Origin of the sequence: Ferrovibrio terrae, from assembly GCF_007197755.1 — a bacterium.
Lineage (GTDB): Bacteria > Pseudomonadota > Alphaproteobacteria > Ferrovibrionales > Ferrovibrionaceae > Ferrovibrio > Ferrovibrio terrae.
This window is the reverse complement of record NZ_CP041636.1, coordinates 2,637,977-2,654,194: the sequence shown is the minus strand read 5'-3', so window position 1 is coordinate 2,654,194 and position 16,218 is coordinate 2,637,977. Positions and strand designations below refer to the sequence as shown.

20 protein-coding genes are annotated in these 16,218 nt (G+C 63.8%); 12 read left to right on the top strand and 8 right to left on the bottom strand.

Features of this window, described 5'->3' with window-relative positions; translation table 11 throughout:
• Positions 1 to 87: 87 nt before the first annotated feature.
• The 5 genes from FNB15_RS12945 to FNB15_RS12925 all read right to left on the bottom strand — a co-directional run bounded on the left by FNB15_RS12945 (position 88) and on the right by FNB15_RS12925 (position 3,333).
• On the bottom strand, positions 88 to 519 hold the full coding sequence (locus tag FNB15_RS12945; RefSeq protein ID WP_144069102.1) for a phasin family protein: 432 nt from the start codon (positions 517 to 519) through the stop codon (positions 88 to 90).
• A gap of 122 nt (positions 520 to 641) precedes the next feature.
• Positions 642 to 1,316 (bottom strand): TetR/AcrR family transcriptional regulator, encoded by a 675-nt coding sequence (locus FNB15_RS12940; RefSeq protein WP_144069101.1) that lies wholly within the window; start codon positions 1,314 to 1,316, stop codon positions 642 to 644.
• Positions 1,317 to 1,378: 62 nt separating this feature from the next.
• The gene (gene proC / locus FNB15_RS12935; protein ID WP_144069100.1) at positions 1,379 to 2,182 is read right to left on the bottom strand and encodes a pyrroline-5-carboxylate reductase; all 804 of its coding nucleotides are present in this window, start codon (positions 2,180 to 2,182) and stop codon (positions 1,379 to 1,381) included.
• Positions 2,183 to 2,311: 129 nt separating this feature from the next.
• Positions 2,312 to 2,815, bottom strand: a complete 504-nt coding sequence (locus FNB15_RS12930; RefSeq protein ID WP_144069099.1) for a type III secretion system chaperone family protein — start codon at positions 2,813 to 2,815, stop codon at positions 2,312 to 2,314.
• 251 nt (positions 2,816 to 3,066) lie between these two features.
• Entirely contained in the window at positions 3,067 to 3,333 is a 267-nt protein-coding gene (locus FNB15_RS12925; protein WP_144069098.1) for an accessory factor UbiK family protein, read from the bottom strand.
• Between the two features lie 229 nt (positions 3,334 to 3,562).
• Here FNB15_RS12925 and lysS point away from each other — a divergent pair, with 229 nt between their 5' ends.
• The 12 genes from lysS to FNB15_RS12865 all read left to right on the top strand — a co-directional run bounded on the left by lysS (position 3,563) and on the right by FNB15_RS12865 (position 13,954).
• Positions 3,563 to 5,083 carry a lysine--tRNA ligase gene (lysS, locus tag FNB15_RS12920; RefSeq protein ID WP_221932643.1) on the top strand — a complete coding sequence of 507 codons (1,521 nt, stop codon included), beginning with the start codon at positions 3,563 to 3,565 and terminating at the stop codon, positions 5,081 to 5,083.
• On the top strand, positions 5,083 to 5,889 hold the full coding sequence (gene lgt, locus FNB15_RS12915; RefSeq protein WP_144258753.1) for a prolipoprotein diacylglyceryl transferase: 807 nt from the start codon (positions 5,083 to 5,085) through the stop codon (positions 5,887 to 5,889). The genes lysS and lgt overlap by 1 nt, the downstream gene beginning before the upstream one ends.
• Positions 5,862 to 6,977 carry a class I SAM-dependent methyltransferase gene (locus FNB15_RS12910; RefSeq protein ID WP_246068681.1) on the top strand — a complete coding sequence of 372 codons (1,116 nt, stop codon included), beginning with the start codon at positions 5,862 to 5,864 and terminating at the stop codon, positions 6,975 to 6,977. Before lgt ends, FNB15_RS12910 begins: the two co-directional genes overlap by 28 nt.
• Complete coding sequence (pgeF, locus tag FNB15_RS12905; RefSeq protein ID WP_144069096.1) at positions 6,974 to 7,771, top strand: peptidoglycan editing factor PgeF; 798 nt, start codon at positions 6,974 to 6,976, stop codon at positions 7,769 to 7,771. Before FNB15_RS12910 ends, pgeF begins: the two co-directional genes overlap by 4 nt.
• Before the next feature lie 67 nt (positions 7,772 to 7,838).
• A complete protein-coding gene (locus FNB15_RS12900) occupies positions 7,839 to 8,726 on the top strand; it encodes a hypothetical protein (protein ID WP_144069095.1) in 888 nt (295 codons plus the stop codon).
• A 96-nt stretch (positions 8,727 to 8,822) separates the two neighbouring features.
• Positions 8,823 to 9,755, top strand: coding sequence for a ribose-phosphate pyrophosphokinase (locus FNB15_RS12895; protein ID WP_144069094.1), 933 nt, complete (start codon positions 8,823 to 8,825; stop codon positions 9,753 to 9,755).
• 98 nt (positions 9,756 to 9,853) lie between these two features.
• On the top strand, positions 9,854 to 10,552 hold the full coding sequence (locus tag FNB15_RS12890) for a 50S ribosomal protein L25/general stress protein Ctc (RefSeq protein WP_144069093.1): 699 nt from the start codon (positions 9,854 to 9,856) through the stop codon (positions 10,550 to 10,552).
• Positions 10,553 to 10,636: 84 nt separating this feature from the next.
• Complete coding sequence (gene pth, locus FNB15_RS12885) at positions 10,637 to 11,260, top strand: aminoacyl-tRNA hydrolase (RefSeq protein WP_144069092.1); 624 nt, start codon at positions 10,637 to 10,639, stop codon at positions 11,258 to 11,260.
• A gap of 1 nt (position 11,261) precedes the next feature.
• Positions 11,262 to 12,362, top strand: a complete 1,101-nt coding sequence (ychF, locus tag FNB15_RS12880; protein ID WP_144069091.1) for a redox-regulated ATPase YchF — start codon at positions 11,262 to 11,264, stop codon at positions 12,360 to 12,362.
• 8 nt (positions 12,363 to 12,370) lie between these two features.
• Positions 12,371 to 12,814 carry a MaoC family dehydratase gene (locus tag FNB15_RS12875; RefSeq protein WP_144069090.1) on the top strand — a complete coding sequence of 148 codons (444 nt, stop codon included), beginning with the start codon at positions 12,371 to 12,373 and terminating at the stop codon, positions 12,812 to 12,814.
• Between the two features lie 11 nt (positions 12,815 to 12,825).
• Positions 12,826 to 13,278, top strand: a complete 453-nt coding sequence (locus FNB15_RS12870) for a MaoC family dehydratase (RefSeq protein ID WP_144069089.1) — start codon at positions 12,826 to 12,828, stop codon at positions 13,276 to 13,278.
• Between the two features lie 10 nt (positions 13,279 to 13,288).
• Positions 13,289 to 13,954, top strand: a complete 666-nt coding sequence (locus FNB15_RS12865) for a dienelactone hydrolase family protein (RefSeq protein WP_144069088.1) — start codon at positions 13,289 to 13,291, stop codon at positions 13,952 to 13,954.
• Positions 13,955 to 13,958: 4 nt separating this feature from the next.
• On the opposite strand, the gene FNB15_RS12860 is transcribed toward FNB15_RS12865, so the two are convergent.
• From FNB15_RS12860 to FNB15_RS12850, 3 genes are read right to left on the bottom strand one after another with little or no spacing between them, the layout of a single operon-like run.
• Positions 13,959 to 14,813 (bottom strand): VOC family protein, encoded by an 855-nt coding sequence (locus tag FNB15_RS12860; protein ID WP_144069087.1) that lies wholly within the window; start codon positions 14,811 to 14,813, stop codon positions 13,959 to 13,961.
• Positions 14,814 to 14,830: 17 nt separating this feature from the next.
• Positions 14,831 to 15,361 (bottom strand): adenine phosphoribosyltransferase, encoded by a 531-nt coding sequence (locus tag FNB15_RS12855; protein WP_144069086.1) that lies wholly within the window; start codon positions 15,359 to 15,361, stop codon positions 14,831 to 14,833.
• 21 nt (positions 15,362 to 15,382) lie between these two features.
• Positions 15,383 to 16,210 carry an S-methyl-5'-thioadenosine phosphorylase gene (locus FNB15_RS12850; RefSeq protein WP_246068864.1) on the bottom strand — a complete coding sequence of 276 codons (828 nt, stop codon included), beginning with the start codon at positions 16,208 to 16,210 and terminating at the stop codon, positions 15,383 to 15,385.
• Positions 16,211 to 16,218: the final 8 nt, after the last annotated feature.

Genomic DNA, 16,218 nt, shown 5'->3' with positions numbered 1-16,218 from the left:
ACCGGGCAAATAAAAACGGGCGGAGTTTTACTCCGCCCGTTTGTCGTCTGGCAAATCCCTGTGCCGGCCGCAAAGGCGGCGGCAGGATTACTTCGCGGTCGGAAGATGCTTGCGCATCTCTTCCATATTTTCGTGCAGGCGCTTGTTGACCAGATCGAAGGCCTCGGTGTTGGTCTTGGCCAGCATCTCGGACAATTCACGCAGATTGGCCAGCGCCTTTTCGGCGGCCACGCGCACCACTTCAGCCTGCTTGGCCGGGTTGAGGTCGGCAGCAGCGCCGGGAGTCGCCCCCTTCAGCATGCCGGCGAGCTCTTCCATATTCTCCTTGAAGATCTCGCCCTGGCGCTTGGCCAGCGCCTGGTAGCCTTCATAGGCACGCTTGTTGGCGGCGGTCAGCGCCTCAAAATTCTTCTGCTGGGCAGCGGCCAGAGCGGCGGGATCGAGGCCGGGCAGCTTCATGTCGGCGAACATCTTGCTGAGGTCGAAACTCGCGAACGGATTCTCGGTGGTCTTGCTCATGGCGTGCTCCCGGGGTCGGTCGGTATATGAAACGCCGGGCAAGGTATCGGTGACTGGCTCCAGCGTCAATGAATTATTGTGCATTGCACAATAATAAATAACAACAACTTAGCCTAAAAAACTCAGGTGGAGGTTGTGGCTTTTTCCCGCAGCCGGGAGAGTGGCCCCCGGCCCGTCAACAGCCCCAGCCCCTGCTCCAGCCGCTTGTCGAGATGCGCCATGGTGGTGGCCATGTCGGCGCCGTCGTCCTTCAGCCAGACCCTCAGGGTGTCGAGATAGATGCCCCCGAGCAGCTTGCGCCGCACTGCGCCGGACAGGCCGCCGGCATCCAGTTCGGCTGCTGCCAGCATCCAGTCGAGGCCCTGGCGCAGGCCACGATGGAGGAAACAGGCCAGCGCCACCGGATCGCCCGGCAGCTCGCGCATCATGACGCGGATCGCCGCCTTGTGCGGGTTGAGCGCGTCGAAACGCGCCATCACGGCCTCGAACAGCCGGTCCTTCACGGCCGCCGCATCGGCCGGCGCAGGGCCCGGCTCGCCGAGCGCCGCCAGCATGGCCAGATCGATGCGACGCGCATAGGCGGTCAGAAGGTCGGTCTTGGAGGCATACTGGCCGTACAGCGCGCTGAGCGGCAGGCCGCTGGCCTGGGCGATGCGGCCCAGCGTGACAGCACGCCAGCCCTGTTCGGCCACGAGATCGAGCATCACGGCAACCGGATCGGCCGCAACGCGTTCGGCCGCAGCGCCGGTTTTGGCCGCTGCTGCCTTCCTCGTCGCCTTGCCAGTCGTCTTTGCCATGGGGCTGTCTCCGCTGGAACCGGACTAATCTGGGAGCCCGGGCCGGTAAGAACAAGTCTGAATCAGCCGGCAAGTTCCCGAGAACGCCGCGTGGCGGCCGCAATCGCCTTCTTCATCAGCGGTTCGACGCCGTCCGGCGCCATCAGCACGTCCAGCGCCGCCTGGGTGGTACCGTTGGGGCTGGTGACGTTCTTGCGCAACTGGGTCGGGCTTTCGGGGCTGTGCTTCATCAGGATCCCCGACCCACTCACTGTGGCTCGAGCGAGCCGGGCCGCCAGATCGGCCGGCAGGCCAGCGGCTTCGCCCGCTGCCGCCATGCATTCGGTCAGCCAGAAAACGTAAGCCGGCCCTGAGCCCGACACGGCAGTCACCGCATCGATCAGGCCCTCTTCCTCCACCCAGCCGACCTCACCGATGGCCGAGAGCAGCATTTCGCACAAGGCGCGCTGCTCCGCGCGCACGGATGGATTGGCGCAGGCGATCGTGATGCCCTCGCCCACTGCGGCCGGCGTGTTGGGAATGCTGCGCACGATGGCGGCAGATCCCCCCAGAAGGCGATTGAGCGTGGCGATAGTCTTGCCCGCCGCCACCGAGAGGAAACATGCGCCATCCTTCGCGGCATAGCGCGCATAGGCCGGCGCAACCGTATCCATCACCTGCGGCTTCACTGCCAGCAGCACCAACGCGGGCGCGAAATCGGCCGGAATCCCCGCGACATCATTCACCTGCCGCACGCCGTCCGGCAGGTCAGGCACCGGATTGGGCTCGACCACGACCACATCGGCAGCCGCAACACCGCGCTGCAGCCAGCCGACCAGCATCGCGCTGCCCATCTTGCCGCAGCCCACCAGCAGAATACCCGTCATGACACACCTCCCGACATGCGCCGAAACCCAGGAATGATGCGCTGTTGTGGCAGAAACAGTGAGGGCGGGGAAGCGCTGCGCTTCTCCCGCCCTCGGATCGTAAAAAGATGGATGGAGGGCGGCGGCCGATCAGGCCTCGCCGAGGCACTCGAACATGGCAGCGGCGACGGCATCTTCCGGCGTACGCCCGCCCCAGACCAGGAACTGGAATGCAGGGTAGAAGCGCTCGCATTCCGACAGGCCGATTTCCATCAGGTCTTCGATCTGCTCGGTGGTCGCGCCCAGGCCGCCGCGCAGCAGCAGCGCCTGGCGGAACACCACCATGCCTTCTTCGGTCCAGTAATCGAAATGGCCGATCAGCGCCTTCTCGTTCACATAGGCCAGCAGCGAATGCAGGTCGCGGCGACGATTGACCGGCACCTTCATGTCGAACGCGCAGGTGAAGCTGAGCGCGCCGAGTTCTTCGCGCCAGGAAAACCACATCTGATGTTCGCAATAGCGGCCCGAGACACCGACGGTGAGTTCGTCCTGGCCCTGGCGGTCGAAGGGCCATTCATGCTCACCGACGATCTGCTCGACCAGATCGAGCGGATTCAGACGGCTGTAGGTCTCGCTTTCGATCAGAGTCCGCATACGTTAACGCTCCCCCTTGCGGCGGCCGATATTCGGCTGAATGTCCCGGGAATGGCTCATCTGGCTGGGAATTTGGCCCCATGAGGCGACAGCACCGGCCCCGGCCGAGAAAGCCCCCAAAGCCTCGGCTGACCATACATTTAGGTGTTGAGAAACAGGACACACCATAGATTTAGAGTATTCGCGGGTCATTTGTGGTGCAAGAACAGATTTAGGAAAAATTCATGAAATTCGCCTGATCCGTGCTCAGGTTAGGCTGGATCGCCGACTCCGCCGTTCTGTCTGGATTCAAGCAAGGCGAGGCGTTCGGACAGGCGGATATTCTCTTCGCGCGCCGCCTGGGCCATCGCCTTCACGGCCTCGAACTCCTCGCGGCTGACCAGTTCCATGTCGGCCAGCGCCCGTTCCAGCCGCTGCCGAAATGCCTGCTCCACTTCGCCCTTCACACCCTGCAGGGTGCCGAGCGCGCCAGTGGCGATGCGGCTGAGATCGTCGAGCAGGCGGTTGTCAGTCTGCATGGCGCGACTCCAAGCGGGAAATCCTTATCCGATATGGCCAGCATCAGCCCTGCCCGCAAGCGCTGCAACCGGCGTTTTCCACAGCTATTCCCCGCCGACTCCGCCGTGACTCGGTTTGATCCACAGAAAGGTTTGCCGGATGCCGTCGGCCAGGGCCGGGCGGTTGGAAAGCCGGGGGCCGGGTGCTAGGTTCCGCCGCAACATTTACCGTCCTGCCAAGCGACTTGCCGTGACAAACCAGACCTCGCCTTCACCCGCCGCGGCCGATGCCAGCGGCGAGCGCGCCAACCGCGAAGCCAAGCTGCAGCAATTGCGTCAGCTCGGCCTCGATCCCTATCTCGCGCCGAAATTTCCCAAGTCGCACAAGAATGCCGCGGTGCATGAGCAGTTCGCGCATCTTCAGGCCGAGGAAAAGACCGAAGAAAGCGTGGCTGTAGCCGGCCGCGTGATGGCGATCCGCAACAGCGGCATGTTCATCGACCTGGTCGACGATACCGTGAAGCTGCAGGTTTATACCGGCAAGGAAGACGTGCAGGGTCGTTTCGCCCCGGTCATGAAGGCACTGGATCTGGGCGACATCATCGGCGTGCGCGGCAAGGTGCGCCGCACCAAGCGCGGCGAGATTACGGTGGATACCGATGAGATCGTGGTGCTGGCCAAGGCGCTGGAGCCGCCGCCGGAGAAGTGGCATGGCCTGAAGAACGTCGAGCAGCGGTATCGCCATCGCGAGTACGACCTGATCGGCAACGAGGAAAGCCGCCAGACCCTGCGCACGCGCTTCCGCGTCATCCAGTCGATCCGCCAGTTCCTCAACGGCGAAGGCTTCCTGGAAGTCGAGACGCCGATGCTGCACAGCATCCCCGGCGGCGCCATCGCCAAACCGTTCGAGACGCATCACAACGCGCTGGATATTCCGCTCTACATGCGCATCGCGCCCGAGCTGCATCTCAAGCGGCTGGTGATCGGCGGTCTGAGCGAGAAGGTGTTCGAGATCAATCGCTGCTTCCGCAACGAAGGCATCTCGCCGCGCCACAATCCCGAATTCACCACCATGGAACTCTATCAGGCCTATGCCGATTACGAGGACATGATGGCGATTACCGAACGCACCATCGCCAATGCCGCAATCGTGGCCACCGGCAGCACCAAGGTGACCTTCGGCGAGCACGAGATCGATTTCACGCCGCCATTCCGTCGCGGCACCATGCTGGGACTGATCGAAGAACACGGCAAGGTGAAGCTGGAAGGCCTGGATGACGCAGCTGCGCGCGACGCTGCAAAAAAGGCCGGCGTCGATATCGCGCCGACGGCAAGCTGGGGCAAGGTAGTGGAGGCCTGCTTCGAGCATTTCGTCGAGCCCAACCTGATCCAGCCGACCCATGTGGTCGCCCTGCCCAAGGCGATCTCACCGCTGGCCAAGGCCAACCATGCCAACCCGACGATTGCCGAGCGGTTCGAGACCTTCTGCAACACCTGGGAAATCGCCAACGCCTTCTCCGAGCTGGCCGATCCGCAGGAACAGCGCGCCCGTTTCGAAGATCAGCAGAGCCAGCGCGATGGCGGCGACGACGAAGCGCATCGCATCGACGAGGATTTCCTGAAAGCCCAGTCGGCCGGCATGATGCCGATGGGCGGCTTGGGCATCGGCATCGACCGCATCGTGATGCTGCTGACCAATTCGCAGACCATTCGTGAGGTGATCGCCTTCCCGACGCTGCGTCCTCGCGCCGAAGGCAGCACGGAAGAATGATGCTTTTCACCCTCGCCTTTCCGGTGATCGACCCGGTCGCGGTGGCCATCGGGCCATTTGCCGTGCGCTGGTATGCACTGGCCTATATCGCCGGACTGGTGATCGGCTGGCGCTGGGCGATGAGCATCGCCAGGCGGCCCGGCAGCGACATCACGCCGGAACAGGTGGACGGCTTCCTGCTCTGGGCCACGCTCGGTGTCGTGCTCGGCGGCAGGCTTGGCTATGTGCTGTTCTACAATTTCGGCTACTACCTGCACCGCCCGGTCGAGATTTTCGCGGTCTGGCAGGGCGGCATGTCCTTCCACGGCGGCATGCTGGGCGTGATCTTCGCCATGCTGGCCTATTGCCGGCTCAGCAAAATCCCCTTCCTGGCCTTTACCGATGTGATCGCTTGCATCACACCGATCGGATTGTTCTTCGGCCGTATCGCCAACTTCATCAACGGCGAGCTCTGGGGCCGCGTCGCACCTGACGTCGCCTGGGCGATGACCTTCCCCACCGGCGGCCCGCTGCCGCGTCATCCGAGTCAGCTCTACCAGGCCTTCATGGAGGGCATCCTGCTGTTCCTGCTGGTCAACCTGGTGCGCTGGAACAGCCGTGTGATGGACCGCGCGCCGGGCACGCTGTCGGGCGTGTTCCTGATTGGCTACGGCATGGCGCGTATCGTGGGTGAACTGTTCCGCGAGCCGGATGCGCAGATCGGCTATCTGGTTGGCGGCACCACGATGGGCCAGTGGCTGTCGCTGCCGATGGTGCTGTTCGGTATCGGAGTGGTGTGGTGGGCACGCCGGCAGAAAGCGGCGTAAAGGCCGCACCGCTGCTCGACCTCCTGCGCCGCCGCATTGCGGCGGAGGGCCCGATCACGGTGACAGCCTTCATGGCCGATTGCCTGCTGCATCCCGAACACGGCTACTACCGCAGCCAGGAAGCCATCGGCCTGCACGGCGATTTCATCACCGCGCCCGAGATCAGCCAGATGTTCGGCGAACTGCTCGGCCTCTGGGCTGCCGATTACTGGCAGCGTATGGGTGAGCCGGAAAAATGCTACCTCGTCGAACTCGGCCCCGGCCGCGGCACGCTGATGCGCGATGCCCTGCGCGCCGCCCGCGCCCTGCCCGCTTTCCGCCGTGCGCTGACGCCGGTGCTGGTGGAGGCTTCCGCGCGGCTGCGCGGCCTGCAGCAGACGGCGCTCGCGGATGAAGGTGCCGCCTGGCACGAACAGGTCGCCGCGATCCCCAGGGATGCACCGCTGCTGCTGATCGCCAACGAATTCCTCGACGCACTGCCGGTGCGGCAGTTCCAGCGCGGTGACGACAATGCATGGCATGAACGTTGCGTCGGACTGGACGGCGCCGGCGGCAACTTGTGCTTCATGCTCGACCCGCGTGCGCTGCCCTTCGATGAACTGCTGCCGCAGGTGCTGCGCGACTCGCCGCCGGGCTCCATCGTGGAATCCAGTCCGCCGGTGCGCGCCGTTGCGGTCGAGATCGCCGCGCGGCTGAAAAGCCAGGGCGGCGCGGCGCTGTTCATCGATTACGGCTATGCCAGTGCAGGCGTTGGTGAAACACTACAGGCCGTGTATCGCCACACTTACGCGGATCCGCTGCAAATCCCGGGCCTTGCCGATCTTACGGCCCATGTCGATTTTGGCTCCTTTGCGCTCGCGGCAAAACGCGCCGGCGCCCTGGTGCATGGCCCGATTGGCCAGGGCGCGTTCCTCAACCAGCTCGGCATCCAGGCGCGTGCAGCCAAGCTGAAGCGTGACAATCTCGCGCAGGCCGGCGATGTAGACCAGGCGATACGGCGGTTGACCGCTCCGGAGACGATGGGCACCCTGTTCAAGGCACTGGTGCTGACGGCGCCGGAGTCACCGCAACCCGCAGGCTTTGCATGACAGTTCTTACCCCAGCACCCAATCGGGCCGAAGCCATCGCTCCCGTCACGGCCGCTGGCTTTTCCGGCCTGCCGCATGGCTTTTTCACGCGCCGTGGCGGCGTATCGACCGGGCTTTATGCGTCATTGAATTGTGGCCCGGGCTCATCGGATACCGCGGCGTCTGTGCAGGAGAACCGCCATCGCGTGGCGGCGAGTCTGAACGCCCCGCATGGACTGGTCTCGCTGTATCAGGTGCATGGCCGCGACGTCGTCGTGGTCGGCGATGACTACGACATCGCGCAGCGGCCCAAAGCCGATGGTCTGGTCACCCGCAGGCGCGGCATCGCGCTCGGGATTCTCTCGGCTGACTGCGCGCCTGTGCTTTTCGCCGACATGGAGGCCGGCGTGATCGGCGCCTGCCATGCCGGCTGGCGTGGCGCGCTGGCCGGCGTGTCTGACGCCACCATCGAGACCATGATCGCACTGGGCGCGCGACGCGAACACATCAGGGCCGCTGTCGGCCCCTGTATCGGGCAGGCATCGTATGAGGTCAGCGCGCCTTTCCGTGATGAATTTCTGGCCGCCGATACTGCCAACGCCGTTTTCTTTGCCACCGGTAAACGAGAGGGCCATTGGCAATTCGATCTGCCGGCTTATCTGATGCAGCGTCTGCGGCATGCGGATGTGGTGGCGGAGAATCTGGGGCTCGACACCTGCAGCGACCCCGAGCGCTTCTTCAGCTATCGTCGCATGACGCTTCAGAAGGAAGCTGATTACGGCCGGCAGGTTTCGGCCATCGCGCTGCCGGCCTGAGCTGTCAACATCATGCCGCATCTGTTCATGCTGCTGATTTTTGCAATCCTGTGTCTGATGGTGAGCTGTGTTCTCGGTTAAGCACCTTTCCCTCGCGATCCTCGCCGCCGGTTTTGTCACCGCCGCGTGTCAGCCGCTGCCGCAGCCGTTCCAGGCCGACAGTCGCGCCAAGGCGACGGACGTGCTGATCCGCCCCATCGGCGAGGCCAGCCTGTTCATTCCCCCGGTCAGCGGTCTGCCGCAAGGGCCGGATGCCGCGCTGGCCGAAACCCTGGCCAAGGCGCTGAACGAGAAGGATGTGCCGGCCAGTGCCACCGGCCGCAACCGCCTGACATCGGTGCTGACAGTGAGGCTGGAGCCGCGTGGCGGCGATGCGGTCTGGTCGTGGGATGAGCGCGCCCCCGATGGCAGCCTACAGGCCGGCGAGAGCCTCAGCCTCGGTGTCGCACCTGCCCGGCTGGCTGCGAATGACGCCACCGCCGTGAAGCAGGCCGCCGCGATCATGGCGGAAGCCATCGCCCGGAAACTGAATGCCGCGGTGATCGAGGCCGTGCAGACCGACGCCAGGCCGGTCATGCTGGCGGTGAAGGAATGCGAGGGCGCGCCGGGCGACGGTAACCGCGCCCTGCGCCAGGCGATGCGGGAAATCCTGATCCTGGGCGGCCGCAATCCGCTGCCGGATGCCACCGGGGCTGACTATGTGATCGGCTGCCGCGTCAATGTCTGGCAGGACACCCCGGATTCGGAGCGAGTGACCATCGAATGGGTGCTGCTGGGCGCCAGTGGCAACCCGCTGGGCGACGTAAAGCAGGCCAACCGCATCCCCCGCGGACAGCTTGCCGGGACCTGGGGAAACACCGCCCACATCATCGCCCAGGGCGGCTGGCAGGGCCTGAGCGAGATTCTGGAGCGGCGGCAGCGCAGCCGACCCACCGTTCCGCCCGCAAAATCCTGAATTTATTAGATTTTTCGCGGTTTACAGGGGGCAGGCCGGCGGCTATAGTCCGCGCGATTTTCTCCCCACGATTCCGGCCTCACACAGAGCATTGTCATGAAGGTTTTGGCGGGTAACTCCAATCGTCCGCTGGCGGAAGCCATTGCGGCGTATCTGTCGGTCCCGCTTGCCAAAGCCAGCGTGCGCCGCTTCTCCGACATGGAGGTTTTCGTGGAAATCCACGAAAACGTCCGCGGCGAAGACGTGTTCGTGATCCAGTCGACGTCCTATCCGGCGAATGACCATCTGATGGAACTGCTGGTCTGCATCGACGCGCTGAAGCGCTCGTCGGCCCGCCGCATCACCGCCGTGTTGCCCTATTTCGGCTATGCCCGTCAGGACCGTAAACCCGGTCCGCGCACGCCAATCTCGGCCAAGCTGGTTGCCAACCTGATCACCGCGGCCGGCGCCAACCGCGTGCTGACGCTCGACCTGCATGCCGGCCAGATTCAGGGTTTCTTCGATATCCCGACCGACAATCTGATGGGCGGCCCGGTACTGACCGCAGACATCAAGCAGCAGCTGCAGGGCGATGACCTGATGGTCGTGTCGCCCGACGTCGGCGGCGTGGTGCGTGCGCGCAACATCGCCAAGCGCCTGGATGCCGACCTTGCCATCGTCGACAAGCGTCGTGAAAAGGCCGGCGTCTCCGAAGTGATGAACATCATCGGCGACGTCGAAGGCCGCCGTTGCATCCTCGTCGACGACATCGTCGATTCCGCCGGCACGCTGTGCAATGCCGCCGATGCGCTGAAGAAGCATGGCGCCAAGTCCGTTTACGCCTATGTGACCCATGGCGTGCTGTCGGGTGGCGCGGTGGCCCGCGTGACCGCGAGCCAGCTGGAAGGCCTGGTCATCACCGATTCCATCCTGGCGACCGAAGCAGTTCGTCTGGCGCGCAATATCCGCCAGGTGTCGATCGCGCCGCTGGTGGGCGAGGCGATGCGTCGTATCAGTGAAGAGGCTTCGGTCTCGAGCCTGTTCGACTAAAAAGTTTCTACAGTTTCGGCGCGCGGCACCCCTGGAGGCCGGCGTCGGGAACGGGCCTGGCACGGTGCCGGATCCGTATCTAACCAAGGAGCGCAATCATGCGTGAAGTAACCACCATCGCCGCTGAGGCGAGGTCGAGGGCCGGCAAGGGGACCGCCCGTGCAACGCGACTGACAGGTCGTGTGCCGGGGGTCATCTATGGCGAAAAGCAGACCCCGGAACTGATTTCGGTCGAATCCCGCGAACTGCTGAAGGAAATGCAGAAGGGCAGCTTCTTCTCGCGCCTGTTCACTGTTGCCATCGGCAGCAAGACCGAGCGCGTGCTGGCCCGTGACGTGCAGCTTCATCCGGTCACCGACCGGCCGATCCACGTCGACTTCCAGCGCATCGGCAAGGACTCGAAGATCCGCATCTTCATTCCCGTGCATTTCCTCGAGCAGGAAAAGTCGCCGGGCCTGAAGAAGGGCGGCGTGCTGAATATCGTGCGCCACGAGGTCGAGTTCTTCGTTCAGCCGGACAACATTCCGGAGAGCATCTCGATCAGCCTCGAAGGCATGGATATCGGCCACTCGATCCACATCTCGGCCTTCAAGCTGCCGGAAGGCATCCGGGCCGTGATTCAGGACCGCGACTTCACGGTTGGCACCATTGCGGCGCCGACCAAGGAAGAAGAAGCCGCGCCGAAGGCCGAAGCTGCTGCTGCCGCTCCGGCGGCGGGCGCTGCTCCGGCGGCGGGTGCCAAGGCTGCTCCGGCTGCCGCGGCCAAGCCGGCCGCCAAGCCGGCTGCCAAGAAGTAACTTGTTCATGGGTTGGCGGCGCGCTGGCGCCGCCAACCTTTCTCCCCTGCCCCTCGTCTCTCTCTGACCGCCGGCTGAATCGCCATGCTGCTTCTCGTCGGACTCGGCAACCCGGGCAGCGAACACCGGCGCCAGCGCCACAATGTCGGCTTCATGGCCATCGATGCCATCGCCGAATGCCACAATTTCCAGCCGTTCAAGAAGCGCTTCCAAGGTGAAATCTCCGAAGGTGTGCTGAACGGCACCAAGACACTGCTGCTCAAGCCGCAGACCTACATGAACCTCTCGGGCAAGTCGGTCGGCGAAGCGGCGCATTTCTACAAGCTGCCGCCGGCCCAGGTGGTGGTGGCGCATGACGAGCTGGATCTGGCTGCCGCCAAGATTCGCATGAAGACCGGCGGCGGCAATGCCGGCCATAACGGTCTGCGCTCCATCGATGGCGCCATCGGGCCGAACTACCGCCGGCTGCGCATCGGCATCGGCCATCCCGGCAAGGATCTGGTGCTGGGCTATGTGCTGCAGAATTTCCAGGCGGACGAGCGCGTGTGGCTCGACCCGCTGCTGGAGGCCATGGCCCTTGAGGCCGGCTCTCTGGCGAAGAACGACGACACCGGCTTCATGACCAAGGTGGCGCTGCGCCTGCAGCCGCCGAAGCCAAAGGTTGAGAAGCCCGAAAAGACCAACAAGACAGACGTGAAGGACGCGTAACATGGGTTTCAAATGCGGCATTGTCGGCCTGCCCAACGTTGGCAAATCGACCCTGTTCAATGCGCTGACGCAGACCGCTGCGGCACAGGCTGCCAATTATCCCTTCTGCACCATCGAGCCGAATACCGGCCTGGTCGGCGTGCCGGATGAGCGGCTGGACGTACTGGCCGCGATCGCCAGCTCACAGAAAATCATTCCGACCCAGCTGACCTTCGTCGACATCGCCGGCCTGGTGCGTGGCGCCTCCAAGGGTGAAGGCCTGGGTAACCAGTTCCTGGCCCATATCCGCGAAGTGGATGCGATCTGCCATGTGCTGCGCTGCTTCGAGGATGGCGACATCACGCATGTGGAAGGCAAGGTCGACCCGATCGCCGATGCCGAAACCGTCGAGACCGAACTGATGCTGTCGGACCTCGAAAGCCTGGAGCGTCGCGTCGAGCAGACCGCCAAGCGCGCCAAGCAGGGCAACGAGGAAGAGAAAGCCAGGCTGGTCGTGATGGAAAAGGTGCTGGTGGCTTTGCGCGAAGGCAAACCGGCCCGCACGGTGGTGCCGAGCGAGGATGAGAAGAAGCTCTATACCGAACTGATGCTGATCACCGCCAAGCCGGTGCTCTATGTCTGCAACGTCGAAGAAGCCTCCGCTGCCGAAGGCAATGCCTTCTCCGCCAGGGTGAAGGTCAAGGCCGATGCCGAAGGCGCCGCCATGGTGGTGATCTCGGCCGCCATCGAGGCCGAAGTCGCCCAACTCGACACCGAGGAAGAAAAGTCCGCCTTCCTGGCCGATCTCGGCCTCAAGGAAACCGGCCTGACCCGCGTGATCCGCGCCGGCTATGGCCTGCTTGGGCTGCTGACCTTCTTCACCGTCGGCCCCAAGGAAGCGCGCGCCTGGACCGTGCGCAAGAATGCCAAGGCACCGGAATCGGCCGGCGTGATCCATACCGATTTCGAGAAGGGCTTCATTCGCGCTGAGACCATCGCCTATGTCGACTACGTCGCCGGCAAGGGCGAGGCCGGGGCGCGCGATGCCGGCAAATTGCGGCTGGAAGGTAAGGATTACATCGTGCAGGATGGCGATGTGATGCACTTCCGCTTCAATACCTAAGAGATCGAATGAAATATCTGGAAGATTTCGCTGTCGGACAGGTGATGGAATTCCCGCCCCGCACGGTGAACGAAGACGAGATCATCGCTTTCGCGCGGGACTATGACCCGCAGCCCTTCCATCTCGACCAAGAGGCCGCCAAGCAGTCGCTGTTTGGCGGCCTTTGCGCATCCGGCTGGCACACGGCGGGACTGATGATGCGGATGCTGGTCGATAACATGATCGGCAAATATGCCTCCATGGGCTCCCCCGGCGTTGACCAGTTGCGCTGGGTGAAACCGGTATTTCCCGGCGACACCCTGCATCTGCGCGGCGAGGTGATGGATGTGAAGCCGTCGCGCTCAAAGCCGGATCGTGGCGTGATCACCTCGCGCTACGAGATGAAAAACCAGAAGGGCGAAACCGTGCTGACCATGCAGGCCAAGGGCATGTATGCCCGCCGGCCAGCCTGAAGGAGCGCGCGATGCAATACTACGAAGACATCGAACCTGGCGCTGTACGTGACATCGGTAGCCACACCTTCACTGAGCCGGCCATCATCGCCTTTGCCACCCAGTTCGACCCGCAGCCGTTCCACACCGACCCCGAAGCCGCGAAGAAAACCGCTTTCGGCGGCCTGATCGCGTCGGGCTGGCATACCGCCGCCACCGTGATGCGCATGATCGTCGATTCCGCCATCGAGGTGGAGGCCAGTCTCGGCTCGCCGGGTTTCGACGACCTGTCCTGGCTCAAACCGGTGCGGCCTGGCGATACCATCCGCGCCCGCATGACCTGTCTCGACAAGGCACCGTCGCGCAGCCGACCGGGCATCGGCTCGGCGCGCTTCCTGATCGAGGCCTTCAATCAGAGTGACGAGCTGGTGATGCGCTACACCAGCATCGGAATCATGCGTTTCCGTAATCCTGTCTCACCGTAAGGAGCCTGCCATGGGTGCCATGACCAGCCTGACCGCCGCCGACGGCCATCGCCTCGCGGCCTATGTCACCGAGCCGAAAGGCGCGCCGAAAGGCGGCGTCGTGGTGATCCAAGAAATCTTCGGCGTGAACGGCCATATCAAGTCGGTGGCGGATGGCTTCGCTGCCGATGGCTACTACGCCGTTGCACCGGCGCTGTTCGACCGCGTGCAGCCCAATGTCGATCTCGGCTACAGCCCCGATGATATCGCCAAGGGCAAAGACATCCGTGGCAAGATGGTCTGGGACAGCGTGCTGCAGGATTGCGCCGTGGCGCTGGCGCTGGCCTCGAAAGCCGGTCGGGTCGGCACCACCGGCTACTGTTTCGGCGGCGGCGTCACCTGGAAGATGGCCACATCACTAGCCGGTGTGGCGGCCTCGGTTGGCTATTACGGCGGCCCCTGGGGCGAGCTGAAAGCGGAAGCCCCGAAGGCCCCCTGCCTGCTGCATTTCGGCGCATTGGACAAAATGATCCCGACCAGCCTGGCCGACGAGATGAAGGCCCTGCATCCGTCCATCACGACGCATGTCTACGATGCCGATCACGGCTTCAACTGCGACCAGCGCGCGACCTATAACGCGACGGCGGCTGTCATTGCACGGCGCCGCACGCTGGCCTTCTTCGAGGCTTTGCTATAGCCGCTTATGCGCGGCTGCTGAATTCCAGGAAAACACCGTTGGCGACGGAGGCCGGCACCAGCACGGTGCCATCCAGGCTGCGGGCATGGTCGATCCCGGCAGCCTTGAAATAGGCCGCGGCTGCCTCGGTGTTATGCACCCGGAAACGCAGGCCAGCGACATAGGGCGTCGGCAGCGTCGGATGTTCGATATCCGGAAACAGGGTATCCAGATCGTCAGGGGTGACGAACAGTACTGTTTCCTCGGCAGCACGCACCGCCACCATGCGATCCGTGCGCACGGCGGCACCGGCACCAACCAGCGCTTCGTAGGGCAGTTCCAGCGCCGGCGGATTGTCGGCGGCCACGATCACGCTGACGATCTGCTGCGCGCCATTGGGATGCAGCAGCCATTCCGGCTTGCGTAGCAGTTCCGGCGTCAGATGCTGGCACAGGAACATCGACAGCTCGGGGGTCGCTTCAGGCGGCAGATGCACAAGGCTGAAGGCCGGCAGCACGGTGCCTTCGGGCAGTTCCAGTTCGCGCTTGAGATTCTGTGGCTCGGATGGATTCAGGCCCGAGGCCTTCAGTTCCTGTACGGCGGCTCTGGCGTCGTCGATGCCCAGCACCACCTTGTGCACGCCCGGGCCCTTGGCCTTCAACAAGTCTTCCACGCCGGCGGTATACCCACCGGGCTCGGCGATGCCGAGCAGTTCGTGGTAGTTGCGCAAAAACATGATGCAGTAATTGCCGGTGGCCCAGCCAATATGGCGCCCCCGCGGCGTCAGCGTAAAGCCCAACCGCTGCCAGTTGGCCTTGGCTGCCTCAAGGTCGGTGACGGCATGAACGGTGTGGTCCAGGCCGATGATGTGATGGGCCACGCTACGCTACTCCCGGCTCAGTGCCCGTCGAATTCGCAGAGCGACAGCACCTGCACGCCCAGCGCTTCCAGCTTCTTGCGACCACCCAGTTCGGGCAGGTCGACGATGAAGGAACAGCCGACCACGTTGCCCTTATGCGCGCGGATCAGCTTGATCGCAGCCTCGGCCGTGCCGCCGGTGGCGATCAGGTCGTCGACGATCAGGATATTCTCATTCGGCTGGATGGCATCGATGTGGATTTCCATCGAATCGGTGCCGTATTCCAGCTGGTATTCCTGCGACAGCGTCTTCCAGGGCAACTTGCCGCGCTTGCGCACTGGCACGAAGCCGATGGAAAGCTGGTGCGCGATGGCGCCGCCCAGGATGAAGCCACGCGCCTCAATGCCCACCACTTTGTCGATGCGGGTGCCGGCCAGCGGCTGCACCATCTCGTCGACGGTCTTGCGGAAGCCGCGTGCATCCTGCAGCAGCGTGGTGATGTCGCGGAACATGATGCCCGGCTTCGGATAGTCGGGGATCGCGCGAATCTTTTCCTTGATACCCTGCATGGCAGGCGGGTCCTTTTCGAATTAAGCCTTCAACACACGGCCAGCGACCGCATCGAGTTTCTTCAGCACCTTCGGGTCGCGCTTTTCCGGCGCGGTGATCAGTGCGGTATCGAGCACCCGGTCACAGCCTTGCGGGCAGTGACCGGGCCGATGCTTCAGATGCGGCACCGCCTTGGCGACCAAGGCCTGGCCTTTCTCGGCATTGCCGAGCAGCACGCGAATCACGGCCGCCACATCGACATGATCATGATCGGGATGCCAGCAGTCGTAATCCGTAACCATGGCAACCGAGGCATAGCAAAGTTCGGCCTCGCGGGCGAGCTTGGCTTCCGGCGCATTGGTCATACCGATCACGTCGCAGCCCCAGCTCTTGTACAGGAAGCTCTCGGCCTGGGTGGAGAATTGCGGCCCTTCCATGCAGAGATATGTGCCTCCGCGCTGCGCAATGATGCCGGCTTCCCTGGCGGCGGCTTCCAGCGCATCGCCGAGCCGGCTGCAGACCGGATGGCCGCAGGAGACATGTGCCACCATGCCGGTGCTGAAGAAGCTCTTCTGCCGCATGAAGGTGCGGTCGATGAACTGGTCGACGATCACGAAGGTTCCTGGCGCCAGCTGCTCCTTGAACGAGCCACAGGCAGAAACCGAAATCACGTCCTGGCAGCCGACGCGCTTCAGCGCATCGATATTGGCGCGGTAGTTCACTTCCGACGGTGAATGCACATGGCCACGGCCGTGACGCGGCAGAAAAACCAGCTCGGCGCCGTCCAATGTGCCGAACAGCAGCTCGTCGGAGGGATCGCCCCAGGGCGTGGAAACCTTGCGCCATTTGGTGTTCTTCAGCCCGGCCATGCCGTAGA

What these genes read in the sequence shown, in the direction of transcription:
- pgeF (WP_144069096.1), top strand. Translation starts at nt 6,974, where the DNA reads ATGACAGTTCTTACCCCAGCACCCAATCGGGCCGAAGCCATCGCTCCC.
- pth (WP_144069092.1), top strand. Translation starts at nt 10,637, where the DNA reads ATGCTGCTTCTCGTCGGACTCGGCAACCCGGGCAGCGAACACCGGCGC.
- FNB15_RS12890 (WP_144069093.1), top strand. Translation starts at nt 9,854, where the DNA reads ATGCGTGAAGTAACCACCATCGCCGCTGAGGCGAGGTCGAGGGCCGGC.
- FNB15_RS12925 (WP_144069098.1), bottom strand. Translation starts at nt 3,333, where the DNA reads ATGCAGACTGACAACCGCCTGCTCGACGATCTCAGCCGCATCGCCACT.
- FNB15_RS12945 (WP_144069102.1), bottom strand. Translation starts at nt 519, where the DNA reads ATGAGCAAGACCACCGAGAATCCGTTCGCGAGTTTCGACCTCAGCAAG.
- FNB15_RS12930 (WP_144069099.1), bottom strand. Translation starts at nt 2,815, where the DNA reads ATGCGGACTCTGATCGAAAGCGAGACCTACAGCCGTCTGAATCCGCTC.
- FNB15_RS12875 (WP_144069090.1), top strand. Translation starts at nt 12,371, where the DNA reads ATGAAATATCTGGAAGATTTCGCTGTCGGACAGGTGATGGAATTCCCG.
- ychF (WP_144069091.1), top strand. Translation starts at nt 11,262, where the DNA reads ATGGGTTTCAAATGCGGCATTGTCGGCCTGCCCAACGTTGGCAAATCG.
- FNB15_RS12940 (WP_144069101.1), bottom strand. Translation starts at nt 1,316, where the DNA reads ATGGCAAAGACGACTGGCAAGGCGACGAGGAAGGCAGCAGCGGCCAAA.
- proC (WP_144069100.1), bottom strand. Translation starts at nt 2,182, where the DNA reads ATGACGGGTATTCTGCTGGTGGGCTGCGGCAAGATGGGCAGCGCGATG.
- lgt (WP_144258753.1), top strand. Translation starts at nt 5,083, where the DNA reads ATGCTTTTCACCCTCGCCTTTCCGGTGATCGACCCGGTCGCGGTGGCC.
- FNB15_RS12870 (WP_144069089.1), top strand. Translation starts at nt 12,826, where the DNA reads ATGCAATACTACGAAGACATCGAACCTGGCGCTGTACGTGACATCGGT.
- FNB15_RS12865 (WP_144069088.1), top strand. Translation starts at nt 13,289, where the DNA reads ATGGGTGCCATGACCAGCCTGACCGCCGCCGACGGCCATCGCCTCGCG.
- FNB15_RS12895 (WP_144069094.1), top strand. Translation starts at nt 8,823, where the DNA reads ATGAAGGTTTTGGCGGGTAACTCCAATCGTCCGCTGGCGGAAGCCATT.
- FNB15_RS12850 (WP_246068864.1), bottom strand. Translation starts at nt 16,210, where the DNA reads ATGGCCGGGCTGAAGAACACCAAATGGCGCAAGGTTTCCACGCCCTGG.
- FNB15_RS12855 (WP_144069086.1), bottom strand. Translation starts at nt 15,361, where the DNA reads ATGCAGGGTATCAAGGAAAAGATTCGCGCGATCCCCGACTATCCGAAG.